We start from the raw sequence: 14,701 nt of genomic DNA, 5'->3' as shown, positions 1-14,701 counted from the left end.
CGGGCCTGAGCCTGGCGTCCGAGAAAACCGCCTACGGCCTGAACGAATACGCCCGCCTCGATGAAATCGACCTCGAGGTCGCGGCCAAGCTCGATACCGGCGCCATCACCGCTTCGCTCAGTGCGCGTGACATCAAGCGCTTCAAGCGCGACGGCGAGTCCTGGGTGCGCTTTTATCTCGCCATAGACGAAGCCCACCAACACCCTATCGAACGCCCCCTGGCGCGCATCAGCCGGATCAAACGCCGGGCTGGCGACTATGATCCTGATGCGGGCAAGCATTACACGGCGCGGCCGGTAATCGCCCTGAGCGTGTGCATGGGCAAGGTCAAGCGGCGAATAGAGGTGAACCTGACCGACCGCAGCGCCTTCCAATACCCGCTGCTGATCGGCTCCGAGGCGCTCATGCGTTTCGATGCGCTGGTCGATCCCGCCTTGAAATACACCGCCGGCAAGCCCGCCTGCGGTCCCGAAGCTTCCACCGCCGAGTAGCCCGAATGCGTTCCCTGACCCTACATCTGAAGCTGCTGATCCTGATTCTGCTGCTGCTCGGCGCCGGCATCACGGGCTATCAGATCTTCGTGCTCGGCATTCCCGTTTCCGAGGACGAAACCGACGACCTATGGAACATCGATGCCAAGGTCGAGTTCGTGCCTACGCCCAAAACACCGGTGAAGGTGCAGATGTTCGTGCCGCCGCTGACCAGCGACTATGTCAGCCTCAACGAAAGCTTCATCTCCAACAACTATGGCGTGAGCGTCAACCGCATCGACAGCAACCGCAAGGTCACGTGGTCGTCCCGGCGCGTGTCCGGTAACCAGACGCTGTATTACCGCCTGGTGTTGACCAAGCGCTACAGCAACGAGAAGCCCAAGTACAAGGGGCCGCTGTTCCGCGACAGCCTGGTGCTCGAAGGCCCGGAGAAAATCGCCGCCGAAGCGTTGCTGGCCCCTATTCGCCAGCATTCGGCGGACGTCGAAACCTTCATCAGCGAAACCATTCGCCGGGTCAACAACCTCAACGACGACAACGTCAAGTTGTTGCTCGCCGGGGATCCCTCCCCGCAACACAAGGCCAGCGTGGTCGACCTGCTGCTGTCCATCGCCCACGTGCCCATGGAACGGGCGCATACCCTGCGCTTGGTAGCCGATCAACCGCAGACCCCCGAGCTGTGGCTGCGCAGCTTCAATGGCAGCAAATGGCTGTACTTCAACCCGGACACGGGCGAGCAAGGCCTGCCCGCTGACCGCCTGCTGTGGTGGACGGGCGACGAGCCGCTGGTGGCGCTGGAAGGTGGCAAGAAGGTGACCGTGACCTTCAGCCTCAACAACAGCGAAATGAACGCCATCCGCCTGGCCAAGCTCACCGACGAGAGCACCGACGCGGACTTCCTCGAATATTCCCTGTACGGGTTGCCACTGCAAACCCAACAAACCTTCATGGTGATGGTGATGATCCCCATCGGGGTGCTGGTGATCCTCATCCTGCGCAACCTGATCGGCCTGCAGACCCTGGGCACCTTCACCCCGGTGCTGATCGCCCTCGCCTTCCGCGAAACCCAGCTGGGCTACGGCATCGTGCTGTTCACCCTGATCACCGCGCTGGGCCTATTGCTGCGCTCCTACCTGGAGCACCTCAAGCTGCAAATGCTGCCGCGGCTGTCGGTGGTGCTGACCTTCGTGGTGGTGCTGATCGCCGCCATCAGCCTGCTCAGCCATAAGCTGGGCCTGGAGCGCGGCCTGTCGGTGGCGCTGTTCCCCATGGTGATCTTGACCATGACCATCGAGCGGCTTTCCATCAGTTGGGAAGAGCGTGGCGGCGCCCATGCCATGAAGGTGGCTGTCGGCACCCTGTTCGCCGCTTCCCTGGCCCACCTGCTGATGAACGTGCCGGAGCTGGTGTACTTCGTGTTCACCTTCCCGGCGGTGCTCTTCGTGCTGGTGGCGTTCATGCTCGCCATGGGCCGGTACCGCGGCTACCGGCTCACCGAGTTGCTGCGCTTCAAGGCTTTCGTCAAGGACGGGGAGGACGCCGCCTGATGCTTGGCCTGATCAAGACCTGGAAGGCCTTGCAGGCCCGGGGCATCATGGGCATCAACCGGCGCAACGCCGACTACGTGCTCAAATACAACGACCGGCGCCTCTACCCTATCGTTGATGACAAGATCATCACCAAGGAGCGCGCCATCGCTGCTGGCATCCAGGTGCCGGAGCTGTACGGCATCATCTCCATGGAGAAGGAGATCGAACGGCTCGACGAGATCGTCGGCGACCGGCCCGACTTCGTCATCAAGCCCGCACAGGGCGCCGGCGGTGACGGCATCCTGGTGATCGGCGACCGCTTCGAGGACCGCTTCCGTACGGTGTCCGGCAAGATCGTCAGCCGTGCCGAAATCGAATATCAGATATCCAGCATCCTCACCGGGCTGTACTCCCTGGGCGGCCACCGCGACCGCGCCCTGATCGAATACCGGGTCACGCCAGACCCGATCTTCAAGAGCATCAGCTACGAGGGCGTACCGGACATCCGCATCATCGTGCTGATGGGTTACCCGGTCATGGCCATGGTGCGGCTGCCCACGCGCCAGTCCAACGGCAAGGCGAACCTGCACCAGGGCGCCATTGGCGTAGGGGTGGACCTGGCCACCGGGATCACCCTGCGCGGTACCTGGCTCAACGGCATGATCAGCAAGCACCCGGACACCACCAACGAGGTCCAGGGCGTGCAACTGCCCTACTGGGACGGGTTCATGACCCTGGCCGCGAGCTGCCACGAGCTGTGCGGCCTGGGCTATATCGGGGTGGACATGGTGCTGGACCAAAACAAGGGCCCGCTGATCCTGGAGCTCAACGCGCGCCCAGGCTTGAACATCCAGATCGCCAACGACTGCGGGCTGGCCCACCGAACCGAAGCGGTGGAGGCGCATCTGCAAGCGTTGCTGGCCGATGGCCGCAGCGAAACGCCGGCCGAACGCGCGCGCTTCGCCCAAGAAGCGTTCGGTCACGTGCATCCATGAATGGCTGGAGCGCGCAGGCCATGGGCACTACAATCGGCGCCCCTGCGTAAGCCGCCGACCTGCCCAATGCCTAGCTGCAGCCTGCACCCCTTGCCCTACCTGGCCGACCCGGCCGGCTATTTTTCCGCCGTGCGCCACGCGCCCGGCGCGGTGCTGCTCGACAGTGCCAGGCCAGTGGCCGAACGTGGCCGCTTCGACCTGCTCAGCGCCTGGCCCCTACAGACCTTTATCCCCGCCGTGGGAGAAACCGGCGAAGCGTATCTCCACAGGCTCCGCGCGGGGCTGGCGAGCCTGGGGGCGGCAGACCTTCCCGAAGGTTGCGAGTTACCCTTCGCCGGTGGGCTGATCGGCTACTTGGCCTACGATTTCGGCCGCCGCCTGGAGCACCTGCCGGCCACCCGCGAAGCGCAGTTTTCCTTGCCGGACGCCCAGCTGGGGCTCTACAACTGGGCCCTGGCCAGTGACCACCAGCTGCAACGCAGCTACCTGGTGTTCCACCCTTCGTTAGCGCTGCCCGAGCGCCAGCGGCTGATCGCCCTCTTCGCCCAGCCGGCCCCTCGCCTGCCGCAAACCTTCAGCCTGACCGAAGCCTTTGCCAACGAGGTGAGCGCACCGGCCTACCAGCGGGCCTTCGCCCAGGTGCAGGCGTATATCCGCGCCGGAGACACCTACCAGATCAACCTGACCCGGCGCTTCGCAGGGCGCTGCCAGGGCGATCCCTGGGGTGCTTACCAAGCGCTAAGGGCAGCCTGCCCTACGCCCTATTCAGGCTTTATGCAGGTCGATGCCCACACCGCCATCCTTAGTCACTCTCCGGAACGCTTTATCCGGGTACAAGGCACCGCGGTGGACACCCGGCCGATCAAGGGCACCCGGCCGCGACGCGAAACGCCAGAGGCAGATGCCGCCGAGGCCGCGGCGCTGCTGGCCAGCGAGAAGGACCGCGCGGAAAACCTGATGATCGTCGACCTGCTGCGCAACGATCTGGGCCGCAGCTGCGCACTCGGCACGGTCCGGGTGCCGGAGCTGTTCGCGCTGGAGTCTTACCCCAACGTTCATCACTTGGTCAGCAGCGTGATCGGGCAGCTGGCACCGGGCAAGGATGCGCTGGATCTGCTCGCGGGCAGTTTCCCGGGCGGGTCCGTCACCGGGGCGCCGAAGATCCGCTCCATGCAGATCATCGACGAACTGGAGCAGCAACGCCGCGCCATCTATTGTGGGTCGCTGCTTTATCTGGACGTGCGCGGCAACCTCGACAGCTCCATTGCCATCCGCACGCTGCTCATCGAACAGGACCGGATTGCCTGCTGGGGCGGCGGTGCCGTGGTGATGGATTCGCGCGCCGAGGACGAGTACCAGGAGTCGCTGATCAAGGTGCAGGTACTCATGGCCACCCTGGCCGCACTCCAGAGCGACCCAGCAATCGGCGACGCAATTTGATACCCTTTTGCCCATTCGAGCGCTCGAAGCGCCAGCAACCTGGAACCGCCTGATGAACCACCCTTTCGACGTCGCCGAAGCGGCGGCCAGCTATGCCGGCAAATCCCCTCAGGACGTGCTGAAACTGGCGTTCGAGCACTTTGGCGATGACCTCTGGATTTCATTCAGTGGCGCCGAGGACGTGGTGCTGCTGGACATGGCCTGGAAGCTGAACAAACACGTCAGGGTCTTCACCCTGGACACCGGCCGCCTGCATCCGGAAACCTACCGGTTCATCGAACAGGTGCGCGAGCACTACAAGATCGCTATCGAAGTGCTGTCTCCGGAACGTGAGCCGCTAGAAGCGATGGTCAAGGAAAAAGGCCTGTTCAGCTTCTATCGCGATGGCCACGGCGAATGCTGTGGCATCCGTAAGATCGCACCGCTGCGACGCAAGCTCACCACCGTCCGCGCCTGGGCCACGGGCCAGCGCCGCGATCAGAGCCCTGGCACGCGCAGCCATGTGGCTACGGTGGAGATCGACAGCGCGTTCTCCACCCCCGAGAACACTTTGTACAAATTCAACCCGCTGGCGCAGATGACCAGCGAAGAGGTGTGGGGGTATATCCGCATGCTCGAACTGCCCTACAACAGCCTGCACGAGCGCGGCTTCATCAGCATCGGGTGCGAGCCCTGCACCCGCCCCGTGCTGCCGAACCAGCACGAACGCGAGGGCCGCTGGTGGTGGGAAGAAGCGACCCAGAAGGAATGCGGCCTGCACGCTGGGAATCTGATCAGCAAAGCGTGAGGCCCCGCACGTAGCAGCACGGCTTGCCGGCGATCGGCGGGGTTTGGCGTAACTCCCCACCGCGGCCAAGCCCGGCTGCTACAGGAGCGGCATCACCCCGCGCCTAGCAGCACGGCCGGCGACCCGCCATTAGCGGCGCATCAGTGCACCGGCAATTCGACCCCGTCGAAGAGCTCTTCCAGCTCCTGCTTGTTGTGACAGGCAATGGCCTTGGCCATGACCTCACGGGTCAGGTGCGGGGCAAAGCGCTCGATGAAGTCGCACATGAACCCGCGCAGGAACGTGCCTCTACGGAAGCCGATCTTGGTGACACTGGCTTCGAACAAGTGATCGGCATTGAGCACCACCAGGTCGCTGTCGAGCTTGGGGTCAACCGCCATATGAGCAACGATTCCCACGCCCAGGCCCAGGCGCACGTACGTCTTGATCACGTCGGCATCGGCCGCGGTAAACACCACCTTGGGGCTGAGGCCGCGATGGCTGAAGGCTTCGTCGAGCTTGGAGCGGCCGGTGAAGCCGAACACGTAGGTCACGATCGGGTGCTCGGCGAGCAATTCCAGGGTCAGCTTGGGCAGCTTGGTCAGAGGGTGGCCCTGAGGCACGACCACACAACGGTTCCAGCGGTAGCACGGCATCATGATCAGGTCGCCGAACAGCTCCAGGGCCTCGGTGGCGATGGCAAAGTCCACGGTGCCATCGGCGGCCATCTCAGCGATCTGCATCGGCGAACCCTGGTGCATGTGCAGGGCGACCTCGGGGTACTGTTTTATAAAGGCACTGATCACCGGCGGAAGCGCATAACGCGCCTGGGTGTGGGTGGTGGCGATGGACAGCGTGCCCTTCTTCTCGTTGGAAAATTCCTGGGCGATCTGCTTGATGCTCTCGACCTTGCGCAGGATTTCACCGGCGGTGTTGATGATGCGTTCGCCGGCCGGGGTCACGCGGGTCAGGTGCTTGCCGCTTCGCGCGAACACCTCCACGCCCAGCTCGTCCTCGAGCAGGCGGATCTGCTTGCTGATCCCGGGTTGCGAGGTGTAAAGGCTCTGCGCCGTGGCGGAGACGTTCAGGTCATGGTGAGCGACTTCCCAGATATAGCGCAGTTGCTGAAGCTTCATTCGCGACCCCCCAAGGCCCAAAAAGCCGCCCCCCGCTTGCAAGTGAAGGAAGTAACGGCAACGGATATAACTATATTGATGGACGAAGAGAGAATCTAGAACATTTTGCCAAGATGTTTCAGGATTTGCGCCGCCCCAGCGCTTGATTGAGCGGAACCAAGTACACGGGTGCCTCGGCCAGCTGCAAGACCCGCACCGCCGTCCGCCCCAGCGGCAGCTCCGCCTCTATAGCCCGGCTATGGCTACCCAGCACGAGCAGATCGACCTGCAAGCGGCGAGCCTGGTCCAGGATGACTTCCGCCGGGTCCCCCTGCCGCACGCGAACGGCGCGAATCAGGTCCAGGTCCCGCTCGCCGTCGGCCAGATCCTCGCAAAAGTTATCCAGAACTCGTTTTTCGATGTTGGCCAGCATCGCGTTGACGCCGCGACCGTGGAGTTCGCTCAGGGTGGGGCCGTCCAGATAGCTTTGCAGCACCGACTCGGCAAAGCTGCCCATCGGCTCCACCGCATGGATTACGTGGAGTTCGGCCTCGAACCTGCGCGCGAGCGCTAAGGCGTGCTGCAATACGAGAGGTGCGTAAGCGCCCAGGTCGGTGGCGTACAACATCGAACGGATCATCGGTGCTCCCGCGCCGCCCTGATCGGCGGCAATCTGCCCAAGTCTAGCAGCGGCAAGGCAAAGCGCAGGGGCATCCCATCGGCAGCGGCGCCGCTTCGGTGGGCCGGCGCCTGCCCAAAGGGCGCCGGCAGGCATTGTAGAATGGCCGCCGAACGCGCTAAGGTTCGGCACCCGCGCTTACCGCCAGCCCCGGTCGCGCCTGAACCGCCTGATGACGAGTACCACCATGGCCGATTTACCGATCAACGACCTGAACGTCGCGTCGAACGAGACGCTGATCACCCCCGATCAACTCAAACGCGACATCCCGCTGAGCGAGGCCGCCCAAGGCACAGTCGCCACCGGCCGGGAAGTGATCCGCAACATCCTTGATGGCAAGGACCACCGCGTCTTCGTGGTGATCGGCCCCTGCTCGATCCACGATATCGAAGCCGCGCACGACTACGCTCGGCGCCTGAAGGCCCTGGCCGAGGAAGTCTCGGATACCCTTTACCTGGTCATGCGCGTGTACTTCGAGAAACCGCGCACCACGGTAGGCTGGAAAGGGCTGATCAACGACCCTTACCTGGACGACTCCTTCAAGATTGCAGACGGCCTGCACATCGGCCGGCAATTGCTGCTCGACCTGGCCGAGATGGGCCTGCCGACCGCGACCGAAGCGCTGGACCCCATTTCCCCCCAGTACCTGCAGGACCTGATCAGTTGGTCGGCGATCGGCGCGCGCACCACCGAATCGCAAACCCACCGGGAAATGGCCTCGGGCCTGTCTTCGGCGGTAGGCTTCAAGAATGGCACCGACGGCGGCCTGACCGTGGCCATCAACGCCTTGCAGTCGGTTTCCAAGCCGCACCGCTTCCTCGGGATCAACCCGGAGGGTGGCGTATCGATCGTCACTACCAAGGGCAACGCATACGGCCACGTGGTACTGCGCGGCGGCAACGGCAAGCCCAACTATGATTCCGTGAGCGTGGCCTTGTGTGAGCAGGCGCTGGAAAAGGCTGACATTCGCCCGAACGTCATGATCGACTGCAGCCACGCCAACTCCAACAAGGACCCAGCCCTGCAGCCGCTGGTGATGGAGAACGTCGCCAACCAGATCGTCGAGGGCAACCGCTCGATCATCGGCCTGATGGTGGAAAGCCACATCAATGCTGGCGCCCAGGGGATTCCCAAAGACCTTTCGGACCTCAAGTACGGCGTGTCGGTCACCGATGCCTGCATCGGTTGGGAGACTACCGAAAGCAGCATTCGCGCGATGCGCGACAAGCTCAAGAGTGTGTTGCCAGGTCGCGGCCGCGCCTAGCAGGTAGACAGATAAAACAACGCCGGGCAACCCCGGCGTTTTCTATTCTGCGGCAGCGCTCAGATGTTGGCGCTGCGGCGCTGATGCCGCTCCATGTAACGCTCGACGTAGGAGCACGACGGAATGACCGTATAGCCCATGCTATCGGCGTATTCCAAGGCCTTTTCAGTAAGCGCGGCGGCGATGCCCCTGCCGCGCAGGGCACTTGGCACGAACGTGCGGTATATATCCAGCGTCTGCTTACCCAGGTCCATATAGGTCAGGTAAGCCCGATGGCCGTCCACGTTGGTCTCGAACTGATGACCTGCCTGGTCGTGATGGATGGACAACGCCTCGCTCATTTCGAATCCTCGCGGGTCTTGGAATTAGATCCCTACCATACCGCTGTTTAGTCGCCGTTGGAACTGCCCTGAGCGTCGCCGCCATGGCGATCCGTCGACTGGATCAATGTAACGCCGCCGGCGAACCCTTGGCGCGCTGCATATCTAGACGCTCGAGGACAGTAAAAGTCACCGCAAGTTCACAACTAAGCGCAAGTTGCAAAAGTGTAGAACGAACACCGCAACTTGCCGGCAACTGCCAGCGATGCCGCTCGCCCCCTTTGGGCACTTACCCGCCACGCCTTGCGGCAGAGGGGTCTGCAGGGCCGATTTTTTAACGCTTCTTGCGTAGTCTCAGTTTACTTACTACAAGTAATGAGTACTATGTACGCCGGCTATTTTCTCGACCTCGAGCGATGGCTACTAAATAGAAAGTCCTTTTGAAGGGGAACACGATGAACAACGTTCTGAAATTCTCTGCTCTGGCTCTGGCTGCCGTTCTGGCTACCGGCTGCAGCAGCGCGTCCAAAGAATCCGAAGCTCGCCTGACCGCTACCGAAGACGCTGCCGCTCGCGCACAAGCCCGTGCCGACGAAGCCTATCGCAAAGCTGACGAAGCTCTGGCCGCCGCTCAGAAAGCCCAGCAGACTGCAGACGAAGCCAACGAGCGCGCCCTGCGCATGCTCGACAAGGCTAGCCGCAAGTAATCCTTCGGGACACCCGGCGAAAAAAAAGCCGGCCTACTCATCAGTAGGCCGGCTTTTTTATTGGGCGCTGCAGGGACCTTCGAAACCAGCGCCGAGGCTCGCCCCTGCGCCTTAGAGGCGGTCGCTCTGAGGGGCGGTCGAGATGGCCGGGCCGCCAGGGGCACCTATCACCACAGGCATGCCGTCTTCAGCCCCGATCACATCGCGCACGCTATCCCAGTTCACACTGGTTTGGGTGGACAGGTCCTTGCGGTTGAGCAACGCATTGATGACGGCGGTGTGCTTGTCTTCGCCCGACGGGGCGCCCTGGGCATCCAGCGGGGTGTGCGCCTCCAGGTAGATCTGCCCGCCACTGACACCAAACTTGTAAGGCTCATTGATGATCCGCACTGGCGTGCCCACCGGTACCAGGGTGGACAGCTCCAGCACGTTTTCGTTGTACATCCGGAAACAGCCATGGCTAGTACGTGTGCCGATACCGAACTTCTTGTTGGAGCCGTGGATCAAGTAACCAGGCAGCCCGAGGGTGAACTTGAACGGCCCGAGCGGGTTGTCCGGCCCTGGCGGCACCACGTTAGGCAGTGGATCGCCGTCAGCGGCATGCTCGGCCTTGACCGAGGCGGGGGGCGTCCAGGAGGGGTTGGCGGTCTTGGCAATGATCTTGGTACTGGCCACCGGCGAACCCCAGCCTTCGCGGCCAATACCCAGCGGATAAGTGCGAACTACGTTCTGCCCTTTCGGGTAATAGTAAAGGCGGTATTCGGCCAGGTTGATCACGATCCCTTCCCGCGGCCCCGGCGGCAGGATGAAGCGGGTGGGCAACACGATCTCGGTACCCGCCTTCGGCAGCCAGGCGTCCACGCCCGGGTTGGCCGCCTGCATTTCCTGATATCCCAGGTCATAAGTTTCGGCCAGGTCGGCGAAGGTGTCTTCGTATTTGGCGATGACGGTCTGCACCTGGCCGACGATGTCCTCGCCGGGGGCGGGCAATGGAAACTCCAGTGCCACCGCGGGCCCCGCCACGAGGACTGCGGCCAGGGGAAGGCAACGGCTAAAGGCAGGGAAGCGCGGCAACATCCGGAACATCCTTAATGCAATAGGACCAAGACATAAACGCGCGATTGTACACCGCGCCCAGCCACGCCGGGAACGCCGGGGCCCAACGGCGCTCACGGGTAATCGTTCTGCAGGCCAGGCCACACCGGGCGGGTTCCTTTGCGCTGGGCAAACAGGATGGCGCGGCACAGCGGGCACAGGCGGGTGTCGCGAAAGATCCCGCGGGCGACGTTCTGCCAGCGCGGCTGCGCCGGCAGCAAGCCGCCGCAGAGGGTACGGTCGATCGAGCCGCCCAGCTCCAATTGCCGGGCCGCCAGGTGAACGCGCACTTCCTGGCAGGCGAACAGGTCGAGCTGTTCGTCGGGCTCGATCAATTGGTAAGCGAACAGGGACCAGGCGGGACGTGGCATCGGGGGCTCCGGAAGGGGGCGCAACCTTAGCTCAAAGCCCGCCCGGAGAAAAGCGTCAAAGCAGTGGTTTCAGGGCCGGCCAGACATTTTCCAGCAGGCGTGGCTGCGCCTCGGCCCTGGGATGAATCCCGTCCTCCTGCATCAACTGCGCAACCCCGCCCACGCCGTCCAGCAACGACGGCACCAGCGGCACCTGCTTGTCCGCGGCAACCTGCTGGTACACGTGACTGAAGGCGTTGATATAGGCCGGGCCATAGTTGGGCGGCAGCGGTACTCCCAGCAAGAGCACCTGGGCACCGCTGCTTCGGGCACGGTCGATGATCCACGTAAGGTTTTGTTGCAATTGCGCCGGTGGCTGCCCACGCAGCCCATCGTTGCCACCCAACTCGAGAATGAGCAGGTCCGGCTTGTTCGCCGCGAGCAGCGGTTCGAGCCGCGCGCGCCCATTGGCACTGGTATCGCCGGTGATCGAGGCATTGACCACCTGATCGGCGTAACCCTGTTCACGCAGGCGTTGTTGCAGCAGGGCGACCCACCCCTTGGAGGTATCCAGCCCGAAACCCGCACTGATACTATCGCCCAGCACCAGCACGGTGCCGGCCCCTGCTGCCTGAGCCATGCAGACCGCCCACAGCGCGGCGGCCACTTTCCACACTCGCATCGGAATCTCCATGAGCGCAAGCATTCTTACAGCGCGGAACCTTAGCAAAGTGGTCCCTGGCGCGGAAGGCGATTTGCACATTCTGCACGCCTTGTCCCTGGACCTGCGGGCCGGCGACAGCCTGGCCATCGTTGGCGCCTCGGGCTCGGGCAAGTCTACCTTGCTGGGGCTGCTGGCAGGGCTGGACCAGCCCAGCGCCGGCGAAGTGACCCTGGCCGGGCACGGCCTTGCCGGGCTGTCCGAAGATCAACGCGCTCAGGTACGGGCGGAGCACGTCGGGTTCGTGTTTCAGTCGTTCCAGTTGCTCGAGAGCCTGACCGCCCTTGAAAACGTGATGCTGCCCCTGGAGCTGCACGACCGCGCGGACGCACGGCAGCAAGCCGCCACCCTGCTCCAGCGGGTGGGCCTGGGTGAGCGCCTGAGCCACTGGCCCCGGCAACTGTCTGGCGGCGAACAACAACGGGTGGCCATCGCCCGGGCGTTCGCGGCGGAACCCAGCGTGCTCTTCGCCGACGAGCCCACGGGCAACCTGGATACCCATACCGGCGAGAAAATCACTGACCTGCTGTTTGCCCTTAACCGTGAGCGTGGCACCACCCTGGTGCTGGTGACCCACGATGAGCGCCTGGCCCAGCGTTGTGCGCGCCGGATCCGCCTGGAGGCCGGGCATCTCGTTGCCACGGAGCAACTCTGATGACGGCAGGCCCGCGGCAACGGGGTCGGCTCTGGCGGCTGGCGGCCCGCCAGTTATGGCGAGAAGCCCATGCCGGCGAACTGCGGGTGCTGTTCTTTTCCCTATTGATCGCAGTGGTCGCCAGCACGGCGATCGGTTATTTCGGCGCGCGGCTCAATGCAGCCATGCAGCTACGCGCTACCGAGTTCCTGGGTGCCGACCTGGTGTTGCAAGGCAGCGCCCCCGCGCGCCTGGAGCAACTGCGCACCGGCCGCGACCTGGGGCTGGAGCACGCACAGGTGGTGGAGTTCAGCAGTGTGGTGGCCACCGACCAGGCCATCGAGCTGTCCAGTGTGAAAGCGGTGGACAGCCACTATCCCCTGCGCGGCCAGTTGCGCAGCGCCGCCGAACCCTACGGCGAGGAAACCGAAGGCGGCGCGCCCGGGCCCGGCGAGGCATGGGTGGAGCCGCGGCTGCTCAGCGCGCTGAATCTCAAGATCGGCGATAGCGTGGACATCGGCTTCAAGCGCCTGCGGCTCGCCCGGGTGCTGACCTACGAGCCTGACCGTGCTGGCAACTTCTACAGCCTTACCCCACGAGTGATGATCAACCTCGATGACCTGCAGGCGACCGGCGTCATTCAACCTGGCAGCCGAGTGACCTTCCGCGACCTCTGGCGTGGCGACGCCGCCAGCCTGGGTCATTACCGCGAGCTGGTAGATGTGGGGCTGGACCCGAGCCAGGCCCTGCGCGATGCCCGAGACAGCAACCGGCAGGTAGGCGGCGCGCTGAGCAAGGCCGAACGCTACCTGAACATGGCCAGCCTGGTCGCGGTACTGCTCGCCGGCGTGGCCGTGGCGCTGTCCGCTGCCCGCTTCGCCGCCCGCCGCTACGACGCCAGCGCGCTGCTGCGCTGCCTGGGGTTGTCTCAATCCGAGGTGCTGTGGGTGTTCTCGCTGCAGCTGGCGATGCTCGGCCTGGTGGCATCGGTCGCTGGCGCGCTCATCGGTTGGCTGGCACAGTTCGGCATCTTCGCCTTGCTTCACGGCTTGCTGCCCAGCGTGGTTCCCGATGGCGGCGCCTGGCCGGCTTTGGCGGGCATCGCCACCGGTATGGTTGCGCTGGCTGGCTTCGCCCTTCCGCCGCTAGCCGCCCTTGGCCGGGTGCCTCCCTTGCGGGTGCTGCGCGGCGACCTGTTGCCGCTGCCTACTCGCACCTGGGTGATATACGGCAGCGCGCTAGCGGCCCTGGCACTGATCATGTGGCGGCTGAGCCTGGACCCCCTCCTCACCCTGGCCTTGCTCGGCGCCGGCACGCTGGCCGCGCTGCTGCTCGGTGCGCTGCTGGTGCTAGGCCTGCGCCGCCTGCGTGGGGCCCTGGCCGGCGCGGCCCTGCCCTGGCGGCTGGGCGTCGGGCAACTGCTGCGCCATCCCTTCGCCGCCGCCGGCCAGGCCCTGGCCTTCGGGCTGATCCTCTTCGCCATGGCCCTGGTCGCCCTGCTTCGGGGTGAGCTGATCGATACCTGGCAACGGCAGCTGCCGGCCGATGCGCCTAATTACTTCGTGCTCAACGTTCTACCTGCAGAGCGCGATGCATTCGCCGCCCGCCTGCACAGCTATGGCGCGGTCAGCGCTCCGCTGTACCCGATCGTTCCCGGGCGCTTGACCGCGATCAACGGCCAGCCGGTGGGCGAGATCGTAGCCGAAGACAGCCAGGGCCAGCGGGCGACCCAGCGCGACCTCAACCTGACGTGGGCGGCGGACCTGCCCGAGGGCAACCACCTGCTGGCCGGGCAGTGGTGGGGGCGTGAGCCCGAACCTTCGCCTGGCCAACTGCCTGGTGTCTCGGTAGAGCAGCAACTGGCCCAGAGCCTTGGCGTAAGCGTGGGCGACAAGCTGACCTTCACCGTGGCGGGTGCCGTGAGGGAAACCCGTGTCGCCAGCGTGCGCGAGGTCAGCTGGGACAATTTCCAGCCCAACTTCTTCATGATCTTCGAACCCGGCACCCTGCAAGACTTCCCCGTCACGTACCTGACGAGCTTCTACCTGGCCCCTGGGCACGACGACGAGATCGTCAGCCTTGCCCGCGCCTTCCCGGCCATGACCCTGTTGCAGGTGCAAGCGTTGCTCGAGCAGCTGCGCAATATCCTTGCCCAGGTAACACTCGCCGTGGAGTACGTGCTGGTGTTCGTGCTGGCGGCGGGCTTGGCCGTGTTGTTTTCGGGGTTGCAGTCCACCCTGGACGAACGCATCCATCAGGGCGCCCTGCTCCGCGCCTTGGGCGCCGGCCGTGACTTGTTGGTACGGGCACGACGGATCGAATTCAGCGTGCTGGGCATTGCCAGCGGCGTGTTGGCGGCGATAGCGGCGGAAACCGCCAGCTGGGCGCTTTACCGGTTCGCCCTGAACCTGCCGTGGCATCCCCATGCCTGGCTATTGCTGCTGCCGCTGCTGGGCGCGCTGCTGGTCGGCGCAGCGGGCGTGGTCGGCACCCGCCGAGCACTGACGGTCAGCCCCTTGAGGGTGTTGCGCGACGGTTGAGCCGTGGCCGCTGGCACGGATGTGGGGCCGCCGACCCTGTGATAGGGTGAGCGGC

At 64.3% G+C, this 14,701-nt stretch carries 15 protein-coding genes; 9 read left to right on the top strand and 6 right to left on the bottom strand.

What is annotated here, in order from left to right; genetic code table 11:
- From OGL93_RS18965 to OGL93_RS18945, 5 genes are all read left to right on the top strand, one after another.
- Positions 1–491 (top strand): ATP-dependent zinc protease (locus OGL93_RS18965; protein WP_263264407.1); only part of this gene is annotated, 491 nt, incomplete at its 5' end.
- Positions 492–496: 5 nt separating this feature from the next.
- A complete protein-coding gene (locus tag OGL93_RS18960; RefSeq protein ID WP_263264406.1) occupies positions 497–2,038 on the top strand; it encodes an inactive transglutaminase family protein in 1,542 nt (513 codons plus the stop codon).
- On the top strand, positions 2,038–3,015 hold the full coding sequence (locus tag OGL93_RS18955; RefSeq protein ID WP_263264405.1) for an alpha-L-glutamate ligase-like protein: 978 nt from the start codon (positions 2,038–2,040) through the stop codon (positions 3,013–3,015). Before OGL93_RS18960 ends, OGL93_RS18955 begins: the two co-directional genes overlap by 1 nt.
- 66 nt (positions 3,016–3,081) lie before the next feature.
- A complete protein-coding gene (gene pabB / locus OGL93_RS18950) occupies positions 3,082–4,455 on the top strand; it encodes an aminodeoxychorismate synthase component I (protein WP_263264404.1) in 1,374 nt (457 codons plus the stop codon).
- A gap of 52 nt (positions 4,456–4,507) precedes the next feature.
- Positions 4,508–5,242, top strand: a complete 735-nt coding sequence (locus tag OGL93_RS18945; RefSeq protein ID WP_263264403.1) for a phosphoadenylyl-sulfate reductase — start codon at positions 4,508–4,510, stop codon at positions 5,240–5,242.
- A 140-nt stretch (positions 5,243–5,382) separates the two neighbouring features.
- Here OGL93_RS18945 and cysB read toward each other — a convergent pair whose 3' ends face one another.
- Together cysB and OGL93_RS18935 are read right to left on the bottom strand one after the other, a co-directional pair.
- Positions 5,383–6,357 carry an HTH-type transcriptional regulator CysB gene (gene cysB / locus OGL93_RS18940; RefSeq protein WP_263264402.1) on the bottom strand — a complete coding sequence of 325 codons (975 nt, stop codon included), beginning with the start codon at positions 6,355–6,357 and terminating at the stop codon, positions 5,383–5,385.
- 118 nt (positions 6,358–6,475) lie between these two features.
- Positions 6,476–6,976 (bottom strand): universal stress protein, encoded by a 501-nt coding sequence (locus tag OGL93_RS18935; RefSeq protein WP_263264400.1) that lies wholly within the window; start codon positions 6,974–6,976, stop codon positions 6,476–6,478.
- A gap of 226 nt (positions 6,977–7,202) precedes the next feature.
- Here OGL93_RS18935 and OGL93_RS18930 point away from each other — a divergent pair, with 226 nt between their 5' ends.
- Positions 7,203–8,279, top strand: coding sequence for a 3-deoxy-7-phosphoheptulonate synthase (locus OGL93_RS18930; protein ID WP_263264399.1), 1,077 nt, complete (start codon positions 7,203–7,205; stop codon positions 8,277–8,279).
- Positions 8,280–8,338: 59 nt separating this feature from the next.
- Here OGL93_RS18930 and OGL93_RS18925 read toward each other — a convergent pair whose 3' ends face one another.
- Entirely contained in the window at positions 8,339–8,620 is a 282-nt protein-coding gene (locus tag OGL93_RS18925) for a GNAT family N-acetyltransferase (protein ID WP_263264397.1), read from the bottom strand.
- Positions 8,621–9,054: 434 nt separating this feature from the next.
- On the opposite strand from OGL93_RS18925, the gene oprI reads away from it, so the two are divergent.
- Complete coding sequence (gene oprI / locus OGL93_RS18920; RefSeq protein WP_181114699.1) at positions 9,055–9,306, top strand: outer membrane lipoprotei OprI; 252 nt, start codon at positions 9,055–9,057, stop codon at positions 9,304–9,306.
- 111 nt (positions 9,307–9,417) lie between these two features.
- Here the strand turns inward: oprI and OGL93_RS18915 are convergent, their stop codons facing one another.
- The 3 genes from OGL93_RS18915 to OGL93_RS18905 form a co-directional block, all read right to left on the bottom strand.
- Positions 9,418–10,383, bottom strand: coding sequence for a L,D-transpeptidase family protein (locus tag OGL93_RS18915; protein ID WP_263264396.1), 966 nt, complete (start codon positions 10,381–10,383; stop codon positions 9,418–9,420).
- Positions 10,384–10,475: 92 nt separating this feature from the next.
- Positions 10,476–10,772, bottom strand: coding sequence for a hypothetical protein (locus OGL93_RS18910; protein ID WP_263264395.1), 297 nt, complete (start codon positions 10,770–10,772; stop codon positions 10,476–10,478).
- Between the two features lie 55 nt (positions 10,773–10,827).
- The gene (locus OGL93_RS18905; protein WP_263264394.1) at positions 10,828–11,433 is read right to left on the bottom strand and encodes an arylesterase; all 606 of its coding nucleotides are present in this window, start codon (positions 11,431–11,433) and stop codon (positions 10,828–10,830) included.
- 10 nt (positions 11,434–11,443) lie between these two features.
- Between OGL93_RS18905 and OGL93_RS18900 the strand changes: the two genes are divergently transcribed.
- Together OGL93_RS18900 and OGL93_RS18895 are read left to right on the top strand one after the other, a co-directional pair.
- Positions 11,444–12,127, top strand: coding sequence for an ABC transporter ATP-binding protein (locus tag OGL93_RS18900; protein WP_263264393.1), 684 nt, complete (start codon positions 11,444–11,446; stop codon positions 12,125–12,127).
- Positions 12,127–14,646 (top strand): ABC transporter permease, encoded by a 2,520-nt coding sequence (locus OGL93_RS18895; protein ID WP_263264392.1) that lies wholly within the window; start codon positions 12,127–12,129, stop codon positions 14,644–14,646. Before OGL93_RS18900 ends, OGL93_RS18895 begins: the two co-directional genes overlap by 1 nt.
- Positions 14,647–14,701 lie beyond the last annotated feature (55 nt).

The organism is Pseudomonas sp. RIT-PI-S (assembly GCF_025642975.1).
Taxonomy (GTDB): Bacteria; Pseudomonadota; Gammaproteobacteria; order Pseudomonadales; family Pseudomonadaceae; genus Aquipseudomonas.
Note: the sequence above shows the minus strand (reverse complement) of the source record. Positions and strands in the feature narration are given on the sequence as shown.

Coding starts and splice junctions, on each gene's coding strand:
- OGL93_RS18910 (WP_263264395.1), bottom strand. CDS start 10,772: ATGCCACGTCCCGCCTGGTCCCTGTTCGCTTACCAATTGATCGAGCCC.
- OGL93_RS18900 (WP_263264393.1), top strand. CDS start 11,444: ATGAGCGCAAGCATTCTTACAGCGCGGAACCTTAGCAAAGTGGTCCCT.
- OGL93_RS18955 (WP_263264405.1), top strand. CDS start 2,038: ATGCTTGGCCTGATCAAGACCTGGAAGGCCTTGCAGGCCCGGGGCATC.
- oprI (WP_181114699.1), top strand. CDS start 9,055: ATGAACAACGTTCTGAAATTCTCTGCTCTGGCTCTGGCTGCCGTTCTG.
- pabB (WP_263264404.1), top strand. CDS start 3,082: ATGCCTAGCTGCAGCCTGCACCCCTTGCCCTACCTGGCCGACCCGGCC.
- OGL93_RS18895 (WP_263264392.1), top strand. CDS start 12,127: ATGACGGCAGGCCCGCGGCAACGGGGTCGGCTCTGGCGGCTGGCGGCC.
- OGL93_RS18935 (WP_263264400.1), bottom strand. CDS start 6,976: ATGATCCGTTCGATGTTGTACGCCACCGACCTGGGCGCTTACGCACCT.
- OGL93_RS18925 (WP_263264397.1), bottom strand. CDS start 8,620: ATGAGCGAGGCGTTGTCCATCCATCACGACCAGGCAGGTCATCAGTTC.
- OGL93_RS18915 (WP_263264396.1), bottom strand. CDS start 10,383: ATGTTGCCGCGCTTCCCTGCCTTTAGCCGTTGCCTTCCCCTGGCCGCA.
- OGL93_RS18945 (WP_263264403.1), top strand. CDS start 4,508: ATGAACCACCCTTTCGACGTCGCCGAAGCGGCGGCCAGCTATGCCGGC.
- cysB (WP_263264402.1), bottom strand. CDS start 6,357: ATGAAGCTTCAGCAACTGCGCTATATCTGGGAAGTCGCTCACCATGAC.
- OGL93_RS18930 (WP_263264399.1), top strand. CDS start 7,203: ATGGCCGATTTACCGATCAACGACCTGAACGTCGCGTCGAACGAGACG.
- OGL93_RS18905 (WP_263264394.1), bottom strand. CDS start 11,433: ATGCGAGTGTGGAAAGTGGCCGCCGCGCTGTGGGCGGTCTGCATGGCT.
- OGL93_RS18960 (WP_263264406.1), top strand. CDS start 497: ATGCGTTCCCTGACCCTACATCTGAAGCTGCTGATCCTGATTCTGCTG.